This window comes from Corynebacterium sp. KPL2895, from assembly GCF_040225815.1.
In the GTDB taxonomy this organism is placed as follows: Bacteria; Actinomycetota; Actinomycetes; order Mycobacteriales; family Mycobacteriaceae; genus Corynebacterium; species Corynebacterium rhinophilum.
The window spans coordinates 36,402-53,806 of sequence record NZ_JBEHFY010000011.1; the positions used below are offsets into that span (position 1 = coordinate 36,402).

Annotated in this window: 18 protein-coding genes and 1 tRNA gene; 7 read left to right on the top strand and 12 right to left on the bottom strand. The window is 61.6% G+C overall.

Going from position 1 to position 17,405, the window contains the following annotated elements; translation table 11 throughout:
• Positions 1-29 precede the first annotated feature (29 nt).
• Positions 30-1,307: a glutaminase gene (locus tag ABRP95_RS06470; RefSeq protein ID WP_284854047.1), complete on the bottom strand. Its 1,278-nt coding sequence runs from the start codon at positions 1,305-1,307 to the stop codon at positions 30-32.
• 58 nt (positions 1,308-1,365) lie between these two features.
• Positions 1,366-1,644 (bottom strand): DUF3618 domain-containing protein, encoded by a 279-nt coding sequence (locus ABRP95_RS06475; protein WP_239269889.1) that lies wholly within the window; start codon positions 1,642-1,644, stop codon positions 1,366-1,368.
• A 97-nt stretch (positions 1,645-1,741) separates the two neighbouring features.
• Here ABRP95_RS06475 and bcp point away from each other — a divergent pair, with 97 nt between their 5' ends.
• The 3 genes from bcp to ABRP95_RS06490 all read left to right on the top strand — a co-directional run bounded on the left by bcp (position 1,742) and on the right by ABRP95_RS06490 (position 3,902).
• A complete protein-coding gene (gene bcp, locus ABRP95_RS06480; RefSeq protein ID WP_349839119.1) occupies positions 1,742-2,209 on the top strand; it encodes a thioredoxin-dependent thiol peroxidase in 468 nt (155 codons plus the stop codon).
• A gap of 4 nt (positions 2,210-2,213) precedes the next feature.
• Positions 2,214-2,831 (top strand): TetR/AcrR family transcriptional regulator, encoded by a 618-nt coding sequence (locus tag ABRP95_RS06485; RefSeq protein WP_284771061.1) that lies wholly within the window; start codon positions 2,214-2,216, stop codon positions 2,829-2,831.
• Between the two features lie 84 nt (positions 2,832-2,915).
• On the top strand, positions 2,916-3,902 hold the full coding sequence (locus ABRP95_RS06490) for an HNH endonuclease signature motif containing protein (protein WP_349839120.1): 987 nt from the start codon (positions 2,916-2,918) through the stop codon (positions 3,900-3,902).
• Positions 3,903-3,923: 21 nt separating this feature from the next.
• Here ABRP95_RS06490 and bioD read toward each other — a convergent pair whose 3' ends face one another.
• Positions 3,924-4,598 carry a dethiobiotin synthase gene (bioD, locus tag ABRP95_RS06495; protein WP_349839121.1) on the bottom strand — a complete coding sequence of 225 codons (675 nt, stop codon included), beginning with the start codon at positions 4,596-4,598 and terminating at the stop codon, positions 3,924-3,926.
• Positions 4,595-5,869, bottom strand: coding sequence for an adenosylmethionine--8-amino-7-oxononanoate transaminase (locus ABRP95_RS06500; RefSeq protein ID WP_284771070.1), 1,275 nt, complete (start codon positions 5,867-5,869; stop codon positions 4,595-4,597). The genes bioD and ABRP95_RS06500 overlap by 4 nt, the downstream gene beginning before the upstream one ends.
• A gap of 41 nt (positions 5,870-5,910) precedes the next feature.
• Between ABRP95_RS06500 and ABRP95_RS06505 the strand changes: the two genes are divergently transcribed.
• A complete protein-coding gene (locus ABRP95_RS06505) occupies positions 5,911-7,305 on the top strand; it encodes a peptide MFS transporter (RefSeq protein WP_284771058.1) in 1,395 nt (464 codons plus the stop codon).
• 4 nt (positions 7,306-7,309) lie between these two features.
• On the opposite strand, the gene ABRP95_RS06510 is transcribed toward ABRP95_RS06505, so the two are convergent.
• The 5 genes from ABRP95_RS06510 to pflB are packed head-to-tail and all read right to left on the bottom strand — an operon-like array spanning position 7,310 to position 12,756.
• Complete coding sequence (locus tag ABRP95_RS06510) at positions 7,310-8,215, bottom strand: SPFH domain-containing protein (protein ID WP_284771057.1); 906 nt, start codon at positions 8,213-8,215, stop codon at positions 7,310-7,312.
• A gap of 56 nt (positions 8,216-8,271) precedes the next feature.
• A complete protein-coding gene (locus ABRP95_RS06515; protein WP_284771056.1) occupies positions 8,272-9,510 on the bottom strand; it encodes an alpha/beta fold hydrolase in 1,239 nt (412 codons plus the stop codon).
• Between the two features lie 11 nt (positions 9,511-9,521).
• Positions 9,522-10,391 carry a pyruvate formate-lyase-activating protein gene (gene pflA / locus ABRP95_RS06520; protein WP_005277788.1) on the bottom strand — a complete coding sequence of 290 codons (870 nt, stop codon included), beginning with the start codon at positions 10,389-10,391 and terminating at the stop codon, positions 9,522-9,524.
• Positions 10,392-10,393: 2 nt separating this feature from the next.
• The gene (gene grcA2, locus ABRP95_RS06525) at positions 10,394-10,645 is read right to left on the bottom strand and encodes an autonomous glycyl radical cofactor GrcA2 (protein ID WP_255716700.1); all 252 of its coding nucleotides are present in this window, start codon (positions 10,643-10,645) and stop codon (positions 10,394-10,396) included.
• A gap of 23 nt (positions 10,646-10,668) precedes the next feature.
• Positions 10,669-12,756, bottom strand: a complete 2,088-nt coding sequence (gene pflB / locus ABRP95_RS06530) for a formate C-acetyltransferase (RefSeq protein ID WP_284850420.1) — start codon at positions 12,754-12,756, stop codon at positions 10,669-10,671.
• A gap of 310 nt (positions 12,757-13,066) precedes the next feature.
• Here pflB and ABRP95_RS06535 point away from each other — a divergent pair, with 310 nt between their 5' ends.
• Positions 13,067-14,974 (top strand): solute carrier family 23 protein, encoded by a 1,908-nt coding sequence (locus tag ABRP95_RS06535; RefSeq protein ID WP_284771054.1) that lies wholly within the window; start codon positions 13,067-13,069, stop codon positions 14,972-14,974.
• Between the two features lie 52 nt (positions 14,975-15,026).
• On the opposite strand, the gene ABRP95_RS06540 is transcribed toward ABRP95_RS06535, so the two are convergent.
• A tRNA-Leu gene (locus tag ABRP95_RS06540) sits at positions 15,027-15,108 on the bottom strand.
• 96 nt (positions 15,109-15,204) lie between these two features.
• Here ABRP95_RS06540 and ABRP95_RS06545 point away from each other — a divergent pair.
• Entirely contained in the window at positions 15,205-15,717 is a 513-nt protein-coding gene (locus tag ABRP95_RS06545) for an MreC domain-containing protein (RefSeq protein ID WP_284783362.1), read from the top strand.
• Between the two features lie 3 nt (positions 15,718-15,720).
• A complete protein-coding gene (locus ABRP95_RS06550) occupies positions 15,721-16,071 on the top strand; it encodes a DUF3817 domain-containing protein (protein WP_284783350.1) in 351 nt (116 codons plus the stop codon).
• Here the strand turns inward: ABRP95_RS06550 and rdgB are convergent, their stop codons facing one another.
• Both rdgB and rph read right to left on the bottom strand, forming a co-directional pair.
• Entirely contained in the window at positions 16,072-16,674 is a 603-nt protein-coding gene (gene rdgB / locus ABRP95_RS06555; RefSeq protein ID WP_284864796.1) for an RdgB/HAM1 family non-canonical purine NTP pyrophosphatase, read from the bottom strand. It abuts the gene before it with no gap.
• Positions 16,668-17,396, bottom strand: coding sequence for a ribonuclease PH (gene rph / locus ABRP95_RS06560; RefSeq protein ID WP_237801525.1), 729 nt, complete (start codon positions 17,394-17,396; stop codon positions 16,668-16,670). The genes rdgB and rph overlap by 7 nt, the downstream gene beginning before the upstream one ends.
• Between the last annotated feature and the right edge of the window lie 9 nt (positions 17,397-17,405).

Genomic DNA, 17,405 nt, shown 5'->3' on the forward strand with positions numbered 1-17,405 from the left:
CTAGCCTAACCAGGTAAGGTGACCCAAACCTAAACTGCTTCCTCGGCAATTGCGTAATCTTCCGGCTCGCCCTTGGGCACCTCAGTGCCGTCCGCCATGGTGCGGTTCTCCAATTCGCCCTCCGGATCCACGATGGCGATATCGAAACCGGCCTCGCGGATGCGCCGGAGGCCCTCCTTTAGCATGCGCCGGCCCATCCGGTTGGATCCGGTGATATGGGATAACTCCAACACCACCGTGCCCTCCCCGAATTCACATTCGGTGAGCTGATGCAAGATGGTCTCCGCCGCGTTGAAATTGATAAGCCCCTGCAGGAAGATCACCGTGAGGTCGTCCTCGGTTTCCATCCTGCGCACCGGGTGCACGCCGTAGCGCTCATCGGTGGACATCAAGTGCAGCCCCATATCCTTTGAGAGCAGGGTCAAGGCATCCACCCCGCGGACGGAATTGCCCTCTTTATTAAGCCGCGGCGAAAACGTCGCTACCCCCAATTGGCCAGGCAACGTACCCAGCAGGCCGCCCGAAACGCCGGATTTCGCTGGGATGCCAACCTCGGCCATCCAGCGCCCAGCGCCGTCGTACATGCCCGCAGAGCTCATGACAGAAAGCGTCAAGCGGCAGACATCGGCATCCAAGATCTTCTCCCCCGTTACCGGCTGCGTGCCACCATTAGCCAGGGTGGCAGACATCACGGCGAGGTCACGCACCGTGACCTTAATCGAGCACTGCTCCACGTAGGTCGAGACCGCATCATGGGCCTCGTCCTGGATGATGTCGTAATTGCGCAGCATGTGCGCCAAAGACAGGTTCCTATCGGAGACCTGCAGCTCGGAATCGCGCACTTTTTCATCAAGTTTCAGCTCGCGGCCCGCCAGCCTTGAAAAGTAGGTGCGCAGCTGTTCCACGCGCTCGGCTGGATCCGAATCCACGCCATTAATTAGCTGCGTTACCGCGATCGCGCCCGCATTAATCATCGGATTCACCGGCCGGTGATCATCGCGGTTGAGCGAAAGCTCATTGAAGGCCTCACCGGACGGTTCCATGCCGACGATCTCGCGCACCGCATCCAAGCCCAGTTCCTGCAACGCTAAGGCATATGCAAAAGGCTTCGACACGGACTGCAGGGTGAATTCCACCTCTGCATCGCCGGCGGAATACACATGCCCCGTCGTGGTACAGATGGCCACGCCGAGATAGTCCGGTTCCGCCTTCGCGAGCTCGGGAATATAGTCCGCCACCGCGCCACTGCGATTTCCTCGCACCCGAGTCAAAATTTCCTGCAAATAAAAAGGAATTGGAGTTTTCATCGCGACCTAGCATACGAAAAAAGCCCCCACGGCGCGCGTGGGGGTAAGGCGGGGAAAATTAGTGGCGCTCAGACAGCAAGCGCTGCAATTCCTTCAGGTCGCTCTTGCGACGACGCGAGCGGAACACGGAAAAGGCAATCAGCCCAACGACGGCAGCGCCGACGCCACCGAGTACCAGCTGTACGTTGCGGTCCTGCAACTTTTCGGTGGCGGCATCCTTGGCGTCATCGACGAGGTTTTGCGGCTTGCTGCGATCCGCAATTTCATCCAGGGTGCTAGCCAGCTGGCGCCGGGTGCGTTCGATATCGCGTTGAATATCTTCAATATTGCGTGCCACGGAATTCTCCTCTTAGCTTAAGTTTCGCTCTTAACGAGCTTATCTTACCGTGCAGGGCCTCCACCGCGCAGGCCGGGGAGCACGTAAAGTGGGACCCATGACTGAAACTCGTTTGAACGTAGGAGATACCGCCCCCGCTTTTTCGCTTGCCGATGCCACCGGCAACACCGTTTCCCTTTCCGATTACGCAGGCCAGCGCGTACTGGTGTACTTCTACCCGCGCGCCAATACCCCAGGCTGTACCAAGGAAGCCTGCAATTTTCGCGATTCCCTAGAAGAGCTCAATGAGCTCAATATCGCGGTGGTGGGCATCTCCCCCGATAAGCCCGAGGCGCTGGCGAAGTTCCGCGATGACCACGATCTCAACTTCCCGTTACTTTCTGATCCAGATAAGTCCGTCATGACCGCATACGGCGCCTTTGGGGAGAAGAAGAACTACGGCAAGGTGGTCCAGGGCGTTATCCGTTCCACCTTCCTCGTGGAGCCGGATGGCACCATCGGCCAGACCCACTACAACGTGAAGGCCACCGGGCACGTCGCGCACGTGATGAAGGGCCTCGAGTAAGCCGGTGGAGGAAATCCTCGTCCCGCGGCGTCGGCCAGCGCAGGCGCGCAGCCGGGAGCGCTTTGCACGCATCGTACAGGCGGCGCGCGCCGTGCTTGTCGATGTCGGCTTCGAATCCTTCACCTTCGATGAAGTAGCCCACCGCGCCGAGGTTCCGATCGGCACGCTGTATCAATTCTTTGCCAATAAATACGTGCTCATCTGCGAGCTCGACCGGCAAGATACCGCCACCAGCCTGGCCGAAATCGAGCGCTTTTCGCGCCTCGTGCCAGCCCCACAGTGGCCGGATGTCTTGGATGAATTCATCGACCACCTCGCGCGGATGTGGCGCGAGGACCCCTCCCGGCGCGCCGTTTGGCACGCCATCCAGTCCACCCCAGCGACGCGGGCCACGGCGGCCGATACCGAGCTGCAGCTCTTGGAGCCGCTCGCCGAGATCCTTCGCCCGCTGGCCACCGAGCACAGCGATGCGCAACGCATTGAGCTGGCGCGCTTCCTTATCCACACCGTGGTCTCGCTGCTTAATTACGCCATTTCGGGCGATCCAGACAAGTTCGATTCCGTGGTCATGGAGCTAAAGCGCATGCTGATTTCGTATCTCTTTGCGGTGGCCGCGGGATAAGTTTGTAGACGTTTATACAAGTTATCCACAGGCGGGCGCTGGGCGCGATTGGCGCCGCGGCAGCGCGCGCCTAGATTTGCAGGCATGAACGCACTGCAGGCCTATGCCACCCAGATTTCCTCGGCGATGGATATCCTCGCCGAGGCCCACGGCATGCCTGAACGCGACCTCATCGAGCTCGGCCTGCCGGATGTCGAGGCCCGCGAACTGCTCACGCTGGCTGAAGTTTATTTCGGCACCACCTCCTTTAGCCGCAAGCAGCGCCTTGCCGCCGCGGGCGCGCGCCACCACGATCTGGTGACGCTGAAGCTCATAGAGAAGTACGCCACCCGTGCTGCCACCAAGCGCGCCGCGTGGAACCTGCGTGTAGAGCTGTGCCGGCAACACGGACCGGCTTCTGAGATCGCCCGGCTCGCTAAGAAGCGCCTGCGCGAATGGCGCCCGCGCCGCCGGCCGCCGCGCGAGGGCGTACAACTCCTGCGCCGCCCGGAAGGCCCGTGGACGATGCGCATTACCGCGCCCTCATCCTTCCTCGCGGATATTGATTCCGCCCTCGACCCCGATGACCCACTCGCGTCTTTCCGCGAGCTCCTCCGCGGCGAGGGCGCTGCCACGGTACAGACCACGACGAACGTAATTATCCCGCTCAACGCGCTGGATCAGATTTTGGATGGCGATGGCGACGAGGTCACGCTTCGGCTGACCAACGGCTCGACCATTACCGGCGCGCAGCTCGTCGAGCGCACCTTCAGCGAACACGGGCTAGCCACGCTTATCCACCCGGTGAAGGGCCCGGTCAACCTGTATCGGACCTCGCGGTTCGCCTCAGAAAAACAGCGGCTGATGGCCGCCGCCGAAAACCCCACCTGCCCGTGGCCGCCGTGCAATCACCCGGCGGATAAGTCTCAGATCCACCACCTACAGGCGTGGAAGCACGGCGGGATGACCAACGCGGACAACCTCACCGTGTGCTGCCCGTACCACAACGGGGTGAACCAAGACGATCCGAACGCCCCTCCCCTGCGCGGCCGCCTTGCCCGGGTAAACGGCAAGGTCCGCTGGATCCGCTAGCGCTGCCTCACCGAGGTAGCGCTACTCGGCGTGCGCAAGCAACTCCGCGCACATATCAGCGGGAAAGTGCGCCCCAGCCATCAGGGTGAAGTCCTCCCGGCCCAGCGCTCCGGCGCCCTCTGGCACGCTGCCCCACAACCGGCAGTCCGTGACCGCTGGAAGCTCGTCCACGTTCAGCCTCGTCGCCAAGTCCGGCTTCTCGGGCAAACTGCCGCCGATAAGCCCCATCACGTTAATCCCGCGCCGCTGCGCCTCGCGGACGGTGAGCTCGGCGGCGTTGAGGCTGCCGAGTCCGAGGGAGGTGACGATGAGGAGATTGGTGGCAACATCGGCAAGCGTGTAATCATCGGCCAAACGCACTAGCAGCCCACCGGCGCCTTCCACCAGCACTACGCGGCCTGGTGCGTCCAACCCCGCCACCCAGTCACTGAGCTCCTCTTTAGTCGGCGGCGTCATGCCCGCCCGGCGCGCCGAAAGGTTTGGTGCTAGCGGTTCGGGAAAGCGCGCCATCTCCGTAACCTCGACCCCGGCCAGGGCCCGCACCGTCGCCGCATCGCCGCTATTATCCGGCTCCCCAGTCTGCAGGGGCTTGGCATAAACAACCTCGCGCCCGCTCTGGGCAAAAGCACTGGCGATGGCCGCGGTCGTCACGGTCTTTCCCACGTCGGTATTGGTGCCGGTGATAAAGATAATCATCGCTTTCCTCCTGCCACCGCGGCGCGCACCCCGCGGCAAATCTGCGCAACCTCGTCCTCGGTGCTGATAAACGGCGGCATGGTATAGATAAGGCGGCCAAACGGGCGCAGCCACACGCCCTGCTCCACCGCCGCATCCGTGGCGCCTGCCATATCGACATCGCGCTCCATCTCCACCACGCCAATAGCGCCCAGCACGCGCACGTCTGCCACGCCCGGCTCATCCTCCAGCCCGGCAAGCCCCGTACACAACTGCTTCTCGATGCTCCCAACCTGCCCCCGCCACGTTCCTTCCAGGATCATGGCGGTAGCCTCGGCCGATACCGCGCAGGCCAGGGGGTTGGCCATAAAGGTAGGGCCGTGCATCAGCGCGCGCGGGTGCATGCCCTCGGCAACGCGGGCGGTAGCAAGCGTGGCCGCCATCGTCATGAATCCACCGGTCATCGCCTTGCCCACGCACATGATATCCGGAACTACACCCGCCGCCTGGGTAGTAAAAAGGTCCCCGGTGCGGCCAAATCCCGTGGCGATTTCATCCGCGATCAGGACGATTCCGTGGCGGTCACAGATTTCGCGCGCCCCGCGCACCAACTCGTGATCGTGGAAACGCATGCCGCCGGCGCCTTGGACGACGGGCTCGATGATCAAGGCCGCGACCTCGTTCGTAATGCAGCCTTCCAACTCCCGCAGGTAATCCGCGCGCATCTTCTCGCTCGCCCCGCGCGTGGGCGGTGCCGGGGCGAAAATCTGCTGCGCCAGGGTGCCGGTCCACATCGAGTGCATGCCGCCATCGGGATCGCACACGCTCATCGCGGCAAACGTATCGCCGTGATAGCCCGAGCGCCACGTCAACATCTTCGTGCGCTCTGGGTGGCCGATCCCCTGCTGGTATTGCAGGGCCATCTTGATGGCGACCTCCACCGAGACCGATCCCGAATCCGCATAAAAGACCTGCGCGAAGTCGTGGCGCGTGAGCTCCATGAGATTGGCCGTCAGCCGCGCAGCCGGTTCGTGCGTAAGCCCGCCGAACATCACGTGGCTCATGCGGTCGATCTGTTCCTTGGCAGCAGCGGTAAGCCGCGGGTGGCTGTGGCCATGGGCGGCGGCCCACCAGGAGGACATGGCGTCGATGAGCTGGGTGCCATCGGCAAGCGTGAGGTGGACGCCCGCGGCAGACTCGACCACGCGCGTGGGCGCGCCGGGTTCGGCGTAGGGGTGCCAGATGTGGTGGGCATCGATTGTCGCTATGTCTTTAGTAGAAATATCCACCAAATTAGATCTAGCACACACTCTCGGCCGCTATAGTCCTTTTTATGAAAGTTCTTGAACGGCGTTCAATTCGCCGCTTACCCGTGGTTTTGCCGGCAATTGCGGGCATCGAAATGTGGGAGCGCTTCAGCTTTTATGGCATGCAAGCCATCCTCGCGTACTACCTCTACTCCACCTCCGGCGGGCTCGGCATGGAGCAAACGCAGGCCACCGCGCTCGTCGGCGCGTACGGCAGCCTGCTCTACCTCTTTACGTTTGTGGGCGGCTGGGTTAGCGACCGGCTCTTGGGCGCCAAGCGCACCCTACTTACCGGCGCCGGGCTGTTGGTGTGCGGGCACTTTGCCCTCTCGCTCGTCCCCGGCACGGCGGGGCTCATCATCGGGCTTTTGCCGCTCGCTCTCGGCTCGGGGCTGCTCAAGACCGCCGCGATTACGATTCTGGGCGCCGCTTTTCCCGCCGAGGCCGGCGCGCGCGACGGGGCCTTCCAGATTTTCTACCTCGGCATCAATGTCGGCGCGCTCTTTGGCCCCATGCTCACTGGGTGGCTGGCCGAGGAATACGGCTACCACGCCGGATTCTTCGCCGCAGCGGTGCTCATGTGCTGCGGCTGCGCCACCTACGGCGCACTGCGGAAAAAGATAGACGTTCCGTCGCGCCCACCACACCCCACCCAGGCCCCGGGTAAGGCGGGGCTGATCGCGCTGGCGGCGCTTGTAGCCGGCGTGCTGCTCGTCATCACCGTCTCCCCAGGCACGCTGACCGTGCTGCTTCTTATCGCCACGGTAGCGGCCGCGGCCAGGCTTTTTGCCAGCATGCTGCGATCCCCGCAGGTCACCGCGGATGAGCGGCGCCGCATCCTGGATTTCATTCCGCTCTTCGCCTGCTCGACAGCCTACTGGACCCTGCAACCACAAATCTACGGCGTGCTTGCGGTCTATTCGGATCAGCGCCTCAACCGCACCATCGGCGGATTCGAGATCCCACCGGCTTGGACGCAATCGCTCAACCCGCTATTTATCCTGCTGCTCTCGCTGCCCTTGGCCGCGGGCATGACGCGCTGGGCCAACTCGCGGCGCGCGCTCATGGGGTGCGGCATCATCTTCGCCGGTGCCGGCATGTTCCTCCTGCTGCCATTCGTGGGCGGCGGAGAAAATTCCACGCCGTTTTTGGTACTAGCGGGCACCATCTTTTTGATGTCACTCGGTGAGCTCTTCATCGGCCCAGTGGGCATGGCCGCATCCGCCGCCCACGCACCGCGGGCCTATGCCACCCGCTTTTCCGCGCTGTACTTCCTCACCATGGCCATAGGCACCTCGCTGGCCGGATCGATGTCGCAGCTGTACGATCCCACCTCGGCATCCGCCGAAACGACCTACCTCCTCATCATGGGCGGCGTCCCCATCATCTTGGGGCTAATGCTCCTCCTGCGGCGCAGGTAGGCCCTTAATGCCCGGCGGACTCATCCAGCGCGCGGTCCGCCATCAGCACGTCACGCATGCCGCTGAACAGATCGCCCATTCCCTGCGGGTTGGACGGCATGTAGAGCACGGAGGCTTGGCCGTTATTCGAGACATCCACCATCGCGTCAAGGTACTGCGACACCAGCATGAGGACCTCGGGAGATTCCTGCACCCCGGCATCGCGTAGTAGCTCGTATTGCTGAGCGATGCCCTCGACGATCTCCTTGCGCTGCTCTGCAACGCCCCTACCCTGCAGCTTCTTCGCTTCTGCAGCACCCTCGGCTTCTTTGACCACGCGGATCTTTTCCGCCTCCGCCTGGGCGATGGCCGCCTCGCGCTCGCGCTGCGCCGCGTTAATGGAGTTCATGGACTCGCGCACCCGGGAATCCGGGCGGATATCGGTCACTAGCGTATTGACGAAGTTCCAGCCGTATTCGGCCATATTATCCCGCAGTGAGGCCGCCACGTTCTGCGCGATGGTGTCCTTAGAGGAAAAGGACTCGTCCAAGCCCATATTCGCCACCGACGAGCGCACATTATCTTGCACATAGGCCACGATCTGCTGCTCGTGGTTGGAGAGCATATAAAAGGCCTCGCGTTCGCGGCCTTCTACCACCTCGTACTGCACCGCGACCGGAATTTGGACGAAGACATTGTCCTTCGTCTTGGTTTCCACCATTACGTCCAGTTGGCGCACCTGCAGCGAAATCTTATCGCGCACGCGGTCAATCCAAGGCATCTTGAAGTGCAACCCCGCGTGGGCGACCGTCTGGAATTTACCCAACCGTTCCAAGATGGCCGCCTCGCGGGTACGCACGATGTAGTAGCCATCAAATACGGTGGCGAGAACCAGCAAGATGATGATTCCGATGATGATTAAGCTAAACATTCCCTCTCCCTAACTACGAGTGTGAAATTAATTTTCGCACAGGCAGAAAGCATTCGCTAGTGGTCATCGATAAGCGCAAAGAGCTTGCCCATCACCTCCGCGCCGTTCTCGCCGATGCCATTGTGCTGGTACTCATTCGTCACCCACGGGCGCACATCGCCCAAATGTGCCGCGGTGGCCAAGGATTCCTCCAGCGGAACGAAGATATCGTCGAGGTAGATGGCGGCGGCGGAGGTGGGGGCATCGGCAAGCGCATAAGGCGCCGTAAATTCCCGCTCCGCCAGCCCCTGCGCTCCCTCCTTGAAGGCCTGCAGCGCCGGATCCTCATCAAACTGCCACGGGAAAATGTGCTCACCGGTCAGCCAGGTGCCGGACTCGGCAAATTCCGGGAACTCCTCCCGCACGCGGTGCGCCGACCACTGCGTCGCCGCCTGCCCGCCGCTGCCGGCATAAATGGACTCGTGGATAGCCGCATAAAGCGGCGCCTCCGCAAAGCTCACGCGCTCGCCGATGCCCCACAGGAAATCATCCCGCAGCACCTTCTCTCCCCGCACGGTGCGGAAGGGCTCTTCCAGGAGGTAGGCCAATCCGTCGAAGCCCGTGCCCCGCCCCAAATCGGTGCCGATGGTGCGAAAGCGCAGCGAGGACAGCCGCTCGCCGGTGTGCAGGCGCTCATCGGAATTATCAAGGTGGGCGATGATTTCCTCGACGCGCCGCTGCACCCAAGGGAACTCGCGGAAGAAACGCTCCTGGCGGGCTTTGAGCTTGCTAAAAGTCGCGCGGTAAAGGTGATCCGCGCCCTGCAGCGTGGGGATGCCGCCGGTGAAAAACGCGTGCTTGACGGACTCGGGCGCCTGAGATAGGTACGCAGTGATGCAAAAGCCGCCAAAAGACTGGCCAAATAGGGACCAAGTCTCCAGCCCCAGGTGTTCGCGCAGGCGCTCGGCATCGCGCACGATATTGTCCTGGCGCAGCAAGGCCAGGTGTTCTGCGCTGCGCTCTTCTGCGGGGCTCAGCCTATCGATGCGGTGCGAACGCCCCGTGCCGCGCTGGTCGAGGAGGATGACGCGATAGCGCTCGAGCGCCTTGCCGATAAGCCCCGTCGGTTTGACTGGCCGCGGGGCCGGAAAGCCAGGGCCACCCTGCAGATACAACAGCGCCGGCAGGTCCTCGCCGCCGGGCGGGATTATTTCGCGGGCATAGAGAGCAAAAGTCCCGCGCGGATTGTCATAATCCCACGGGACTTCCAGGGTGTGTTCAATAATATCGTGGCCGAAGCGGCGGTAGTGAGTCATGCCCACCCAGGTTAGTAAACCTCTAGGCCCTTCGCGCGGAAAACGTCGCGGACTTTTTCCACGTCCTCCGGTTTCGGTGGCTTGGTATCTGCCAAGTGGTAGGTCATATCGAGCCCCTCCCACTTGTCCTTGCCCATATTGTGGAAGGGCAGGACCTCGACGCGCTCCACATTGGATTTCCACCGCGCCACGATGGAGGCGACGTTTTCGACGTTCTCGGCCGAATCCGTCAGGCCCGGTACGACGACGAAGCGAATCCACACCGGCTTGCCTATCGCGTTGAGGCGGTCACCAAAATCGAGCGTGGGCTGCAACTGCCGCCTCGTTACGCGCTGATAGGTTTCCTCATCGCCCGACTTCACGTCCAGTAGCACCAGGTCGATATTGTCTAGATCCTCATCGCGCAGGCGCGAGCCTAAGAAACCGGAGGTATCGATGGTGGTGTGGATGCCGGCGTCGTGGACTTCCTTGAGGACGCGGCGAGTAAAGGCAATCTGGAAGAGGGGCTCACCACCAGAGATGGTCAGGCCGCCACCGGAAGCTTGGAAGATGGGCTTATAGCGCTTAATACGTTTGACCACATCGTCGACCCGCTCCAAGGTGCCGGTCTTCATCTCCATGGTGTCCGGGTTATGGCAATACTGGCAGCGCAGGGGGCAGCCGGACATGAACATGGTCATGCGGGTGCCCGGGCCGTCGACGGCGGTTACCAGCTCCCAAGAGTGCACGAGGGCAATATCGCCGGTGCGGCGCGCCTCCATGAGCTCGGGGCGGGTAATCTCATCGAGTTCGTGGTCGGTTCCCAGGCCCGCGGCAACACCGCGAACGCGCTCGCCGGATTCCGGCGACAGGGTGACCACACCAGTAATGCCATCAGCCATGATTATGAACCCTGGTGGAAGGTGCGGGAGATGACGTCAAGCTGCTGCTCCTTGGTGAGCTTGACAAAGTTGACCGCGTAGCCAGAGACGCGAACGGTGAGGTTCGGGTACTTCTCTGGGTGCTCGACGGCATCTTCCAGCGTGGACTTATCCAACACGTTGATATTGGCGTGGTACAGGCCAGAGTTCATCTTGTGCTCGTCGCGGCTGGCCTTCATGTCTGAAAGGCGTTCTGCAAAGGTTGGGGTTGCCATAATGGTTCTCCTTGTCGTGATTCTTATTGTTCCATGATGAAGCCGGCATCCAGCACGCCGACTAGGTTGGTGATGCGCTCTTCTGGGGTGCGGCCCAATCCGGACGGGGTGATGGTATTGGTCAGCGAGATGCCGTCCAGGGCATCCTTGTAATCCAGCTTGCCCACCGACAGCATGGAGGCGACCATGCCGTGGTTATCCGCACCGTTTTCGGGGTTAGCCCCCGGGGAGAAGGGAGTGCCGGCCTTGTGGCCTGACGGGAAGGAACCTGTTGCCTTGCCGTAGACCACGTTAGAGGTAATGGTCAGCACGGACTGGGTGGGGATGGCATTGCGATACATCGGGATGGCCTTAATCTTTTCCATCACGGTGTGCACGATGGTGGCAGCGATGTCATCGGCGCGGTCATCGTCGTTGCCGTAGAACGGGAACTCGCCCTCAGTGATGTAATCCGTAATCAGTCCGGTCCCATCGCGGACCGGGGTGACCTTGGCGTACTTGATGGCAGAAAGCGAATCGGCAACGATGGATAGTCCCGCGATGCCGCAGCCCATGGAGCGGATGATATTGGAATCATGCAGCGCCATCTCCACGGCCTCGTAGGCGTACTTATCGTGCGAGTAGTGGATGATGTTCAGGGCCTCGACGTAGGTGCCAACCACCCAGTCCAGCATCTCCTCGTACTTTTGCCAGACCTCGTCGAAATCCAACGGGCCATCGCCCTGAATCGGCTCATAGCCTTCGACGACTTGCTTGCCGGAGACCTCATCCCGGCCGCCGTTCATGGCGTAGAGCAGAGCCTTGGCGGCATTGACGCGGGCGCCGAAGAACTGCATCTGCTTGCCCACTTCCATCGGGGACACGCAGCAGGCAATCGCCGCGTCATCGCCCCACTCGTCGCGAATCTGGCGGTCAGACTCGTACTGGATGGAGGAGGTTTCGATGGAGATGTGCGCGCAGAATTCCTTGTAGCCTGCAGGCAGCTCCGGATCCCAGAAAATGGTGATATTCGGCTCCGGTGATGGCCCCAGGTTGATTAGGGTCTGTAGGAGGCGGAAGGAGGTCTTGGTGACCATGTGGCGGCCATCGCTGCCGAAGCCGGCATCGGACCAGGTGGCCCAGTACGGGTCGCCGGAGAAAATCTGGTCATAGTCGATGGTGCGCAGGAAGCGGACAATGCGCAGCTTGAGCACGAGCGCGTCGATGATTTCCTGTGCTTGCTCCTCGGTGATGATGCCAGCGGCCAAGTCGCGCTCAAAGTAGCAGTCGAAGAACGCAGACAGGCGGCCGATGGACATGGCGGCGCCGTCCTGAGACTTGATGGAGGCGAGGTAGCCAAAGTAGGTCCACTGCACGGCCTCGTGGGCGGTGCGCGCCGGCTCGGAGATGTCAAAACCGTAGGACTCGGCCATCGCCTTGAGCTTCTTCAGGGCCTTGATCTGCTCGGAGTGCTCCTCGCGGTAGCGGGCCCAGTGCTCGGAAAAGCCGGCATCGGCAATGGCATCGCGGGCCTTAATCTTTTCCTGGATGAGGTAGTCCACGCCGTACAGCGCCACGCGGCGGTAATCGCCGATGATGCGGCCACGGCCATAGGCATCAGGCAGGCCGGTGATGATGTGTGATGACCGGGCGGCGCGGATGCGCGGAGTGTAGATATCAAAGACCGCATCATTGTGGGTCTTGCGGTAACGGGTGAAAATCTTCTCCACCTCGGGGTCTACCTCTTTGCCCGCCTCGCCGATGGCCTGCTTGACCATGCGCCAGCCGCCGAACGGCATCATAGCGCGCTTGAGCGGCGTATCGGTTTGCAGGCCGACGATGACGTCATCGTCTTCTGAGATATAGCCAGCCGGGAAGGCATCGATATCGGTCGGGGTGTGCGTATCGACGTCATAAATGCGCTTTTCGCGCTCGACCGACAGGTAGTTCTTTTCCAGGGTGTCCCACACGCGCAGCGTCTTATCGGTGGGTCCAGCGAGAAAGCTGGAATCGCCGTTAAAAGGCGTGTAGTTGCGCTGAATGAAATCGCGGACATTGATGCCCTCGGTCCAAGGGCCAGGCGCAAAACCTTCCCACCCTTGATACTGCTGGGGCTTAGTTGCGGTAGTCATAATTCCCTTCTTCTGGGTCAAATTTCCCGGGGCACATGCCGCCTTTTCATCCCGCAGCATCAAGCCCCGTCACCTCTTCATTGTCGGCTCGATTCACGAAATTAACAACCATAAACATTGCCGTGAGCACCAGTTATAAACCGGTCATCATGCTTTGCTGGTAGCTCGATTCATATAAACCACCCGTACGTTTTTGTTCGGGGGCAATCCAGCCCCGATCGTGGCTTTGCTCACGTACACTTTGGCGCCGACTTGTGTCTACCTCTACTGTTAAGGCGGTCAGCTTCGCTTCCGTAACAAGGAGGACTTCGTGGCGTCCCAGCCCAAGCACCCCGTAGACATCGTTCCCCCCGCGCCGAAACTCGCCGCCCTTGGGCTGCAGCACGTCCTCGCGTTTTATGCCGGGGCGGTCATCGTCCCGCTGCTCATCGCCAGCTCGTTGAACCTGGATGCGGAAACGACCATCCACCTCATCAATGCCGACCTTTTAACCTGCGGTATTGCGACGATTATTCAGTCGGTGGGCATCGGCAAGCATATTGGCGTGCGCCTGCCCATCGTGCAGGGCGTGACCACGACGGCGGTATCGCCCATCATCGCGATTGGCCTCGGCGCCACCGATGGCGAGGGCGGGGTGGCTTCGCTGCCCACGATTTACGGCGCCATCATCGTCGCAGGCCTTTTTACCTTCTTCGCCGCGCCGGTCTTTGGCAAGGTGCTGCGTTTCTTCCCACCGGTGGTTACCGGTTCAGTGCTGCTGGTGATGGGTACTTCGCTGCTGGCGGTATCGGCCAATGACTTTGTCAATTATGCCGAGGGCGTGCCGGCCACGCGCGATTTGCTCTATGGCTTTGGCACGCTCGCGGTCATCATTTTGGTGCAGCGTTTTTCCTCCGGCTTCGTGGGTACGTTGGCGGTGCTCATCGGCTTGGTGCTGGGCACGGGCGTGGCGCTCGCGCTTGGCGATGCCTCCTTTAGCGAAGTCTCCTCCTCCCCCGCCCTCGGCATTACCACACCGTTTTATTTCGGCATGCCGCAATTCGACCTCGTGGCGATTTTCTCGCTGATTATCGTCATGATCATCACCATGGTGGAAACGACTGGCGATGTGTTTGCCACCGGTGAAATCGTCAAAAAGCGCATCCGCCGCGATGACGTGGTGCGCGCCATCCGCGCCGATGGTGTCTCCACCCTAGTAGGCGGCGTGATGAATTCGTTCCCCTATACCTGCTTTGCGCAAAACGTTGGCCTGGTGCGCTTGACCAACGTGAAATCGCGCTGGGTGGCCGTGGCGGCTGCGGGGTTCATGATTGTGCTGGGTCTTTTGCCGAAGGCCGGCGCGGTCGTTGCTGCGATTCCGTCGCCGGTGCTCGGCGGCGCATCGCTAGCGCTTTTTGCCAACGTGGCGTGGGTGGGCCTGCAGACCATCGCTAAGTCAGATCTCAGCGATGGCCGCAACTCCGTCATCGTCACCTCCGCACTGGGCCTGGCCATGCTGGTGACCTTCAAGCCGGAGGTAGCCAGTGCCTTCCCGGAGTGGGCGCAGACCTTCGTTTCTTCTGGCATGTCCATCGGCGCGATTACCGCAATCGTGCTCAACTTGTTGTTCTTCCACACCGGCAGCGCGAGCGCGCAGGTCTCGCGCGCCGATGGCAAGGGCGTGAGCCTTAACGAGCTTAATGAGGCCTCGCGTGAGGAGTTTACCGCCGCGCTGCGCCCGCTATTCAATAATGAAACCTGGCCGCTCGAGCTGGCCTGGCAGTCCCGGCCGTTTAGCGATGTCAACGAGCTGCGCGCCGCCGTCCAGGTCGCCGTGCTGACCGCGGATGCGGACCGGCGCGATGCGCTCATCCACGACTACCCAGCCATGGACGAGCTGCTACTGGCCTCGTCTGATGAGGCAGCGAATATTTCCGCTGACCGCGGATCGCTCGGGCTGAGCGAGCTCGACGACGTGCAAACCGAACGCATTACCGAGCTGTCCGCCGCCTACCGCGAGCGCTTTGGCATGCCGTTCGTCGCGTACCTCGATACCAACGACACGGTGGAGCGTGTGATCGACGCCGGCGTGCGGCGCCTCGCTAATTCCGATGCGCAGGAATACCGCATTGCGTTAAGTGAAATCGTCGAGATCGCCAATGACCGCTTCGATATCCTGCTTGCCGATGCCAACCCCGTCCGCTCCTCCTGGGACCGCAAGTTCACCGAGGTAGATTAGGATCCACAAAAGCACCGCAGTCCTTAGAACAAGTACTGCGGTGCTTTTCTTGTGCGCCCGGTGAGACTTGAACTCACACGTCATAAGACACTAGAACCTAAATCTAGCGCGTCTGCCAATTCCGCCACGGGCGCAAGCAACGTTGAATAGTGTACACGGCGCGTCGATAAACGAGAAACCAGGGTCATTCCGTATTGCGGCGGTGGATAGGTAGGGTGGGTGAAGTGAGTATGCAAGAGGAACAGAAGAAACGGCGCGTGAAGGTGCGGTGGTGGCACATCGCCCTCGTCATATTTTTCGTGGTGCTTTTCCTCTTCCTCGCCTATTGGCAGTGGACGCGCTTCCGCTCCGGCTCGGGCACCTTTCAAAACTTGGGCTACGCCTTTCAGTGGCCTCTATTTGCGGTATTCGTGGTCTATGCTTATCGCACCACCCTGCGCTATGAAAATGAGCGCCTTGCCGCAGAAAACGAAGCCCGGGAGATGGATTCGCTGCAGGCCTCAGAAAACGCCCCTGAAAATATCGGCGAAACCGCCAGCGCAGGATCTGATTCGCCCGATGGTTCTGAGGTGAGGGGCTCGGCAGCTAGCTCGGCGGAGAAAACCGCCATCGATGAGGATTTCTTGCCGCAGCGCCCGCAGCTGAATGTGGAAGAGTTTAATGCGTTGAATCAGCCTCGGCGCCGCCGCGGTTCCCCCGCAGAGGGTCGCGACGAGGGCCCAACAGATAAAAGGAGAAACTAAATCATGACAAACCAGGTACACCCAGACCGCAAGGCGCGCATCCGCGGCCCGCTGAAGTTCTTTTCCATCGCGGCCACGGTGACCGGTATCTTCCTGATCATCCTGGTCATCCGCATGTTCTTCCAGTACGTCTTGGGCGCGGAGATTCCGGAGTGGGCGACCTACATCGCCATCGTGCACGGCATCGCGTACATGGCCTACCTACTGTCCATCCTGATTTTGGGCCCGCGCGCGCTGTGGCCAGCCGGAAAGCTGATTACCACCGCGCTGGCCGGCGTGGTGCCTTTCCTCTCGTTCTGGATGGAGCACAAGCGCCGCAAGGAAATCGAGGAGCAATTCCAGCTCAACGCTTAATTAGCCGGCCAGCTCCGCGATGAACGGGGCCAGCTGGGAAAGGGCGCGGCCGCGGTGCGAGACCGCGTTCTTTTCTGCGGGCGACATTTCCGCCGCAGAACGCGACTCGCCCTCTGGCTGGAAGAGCGGGTCGTATCCAAAACCATTGGCACCGCGCGGCTCGCGCAGTAGCTGGCCTTCCCAGCGGCCCTCGGCCACGCGCTCGGTGCCCTCGGGGGTGACGAGGGCACACACGGAGACGAAGGCGGCGGCACGCCGTTCGTCCGGCACATCGATCATCTGCGCCAAGACCAGGTCATTATTGGCCTGGTCATTGCCATGTTCGCCTGACCAGCGGGCCGAGAGTACGCCTGGCATGCCGTTGAGCTCCTCGATGGCCAGCCCGGAATCATCCGCGATAGTCACCAGACCCGTGGCGGCGGCGCCGGCGCGGGCCTTGATGAGCGCGTTATCGGCAAAGGTGCGGCCATCTTCGACGGGCTCGGGGTAGGGTTCGACCTCGGAAAGCAGGCGCAGATCCACGCCCTCGATGCCCGCCTCGGACAAGATGCGATCGAGCTCGGCCAACTTCTTCGGATTACCGGAGGCGACGAGGATTACCATCCCAGCGCCGCTTTCTGCGCCGCGATGAGCTCGCTGCAGCCCTTCTGGGCCACATCTAGCATGCCGTTGAGCTGCTCGCGGCCGAAGAGGCCGTGCTCGCCGGTGCCCTGGATTTCTACGAAGTCGCCGGATTCCTGCATCACCACGTTGAGATCCACCTCGGCGCGGGAGTCTTCCTCATAGGGCAAATCCAGGCAGATTTCGCCGTCGATGATGCCCACGGAGACCGCAGCGATGGGATCGAGCAGCGGCTCGCCGGGGACAACACCTTCGGACTTGAGGTGGGCGATAGCATCGGCAAGCGCAACGTAGGCGCCCGTGATGGAGGCGGTGCGGGTGCCACCATCGGCCTGCAGCACATCACAGTCGAGCTGGATGGTGTTTTCTCCTAGCTGCTCCAAGTCCACAGCGGCGCGCAGGGAGCGGCCAACCAGGCGGGAAATCTCATGGGTGCGGCCCTTCACCTTGCCACGCATGGATTCGCGCGGCATGCGGTCGTGGGTGGCGGATGGCAGCATGGCGTACTCGGCGGTCAGCCAACCCTCGCCGGAATCGCGCTTGAAACGCGGCACTCCGAGTTCGACGGAGGCAGTGCACATCACGCGGGTATTGCCAAATTCCACCAAGACGGATCCAGCCGGGTTGGTGGTGAAATTGCGGGTAATGCGGACGCTGCGCATTTGGTCAAGCGCACGCCCATCGGCACGAGTAAATTCAGTCATGCCCTCCAG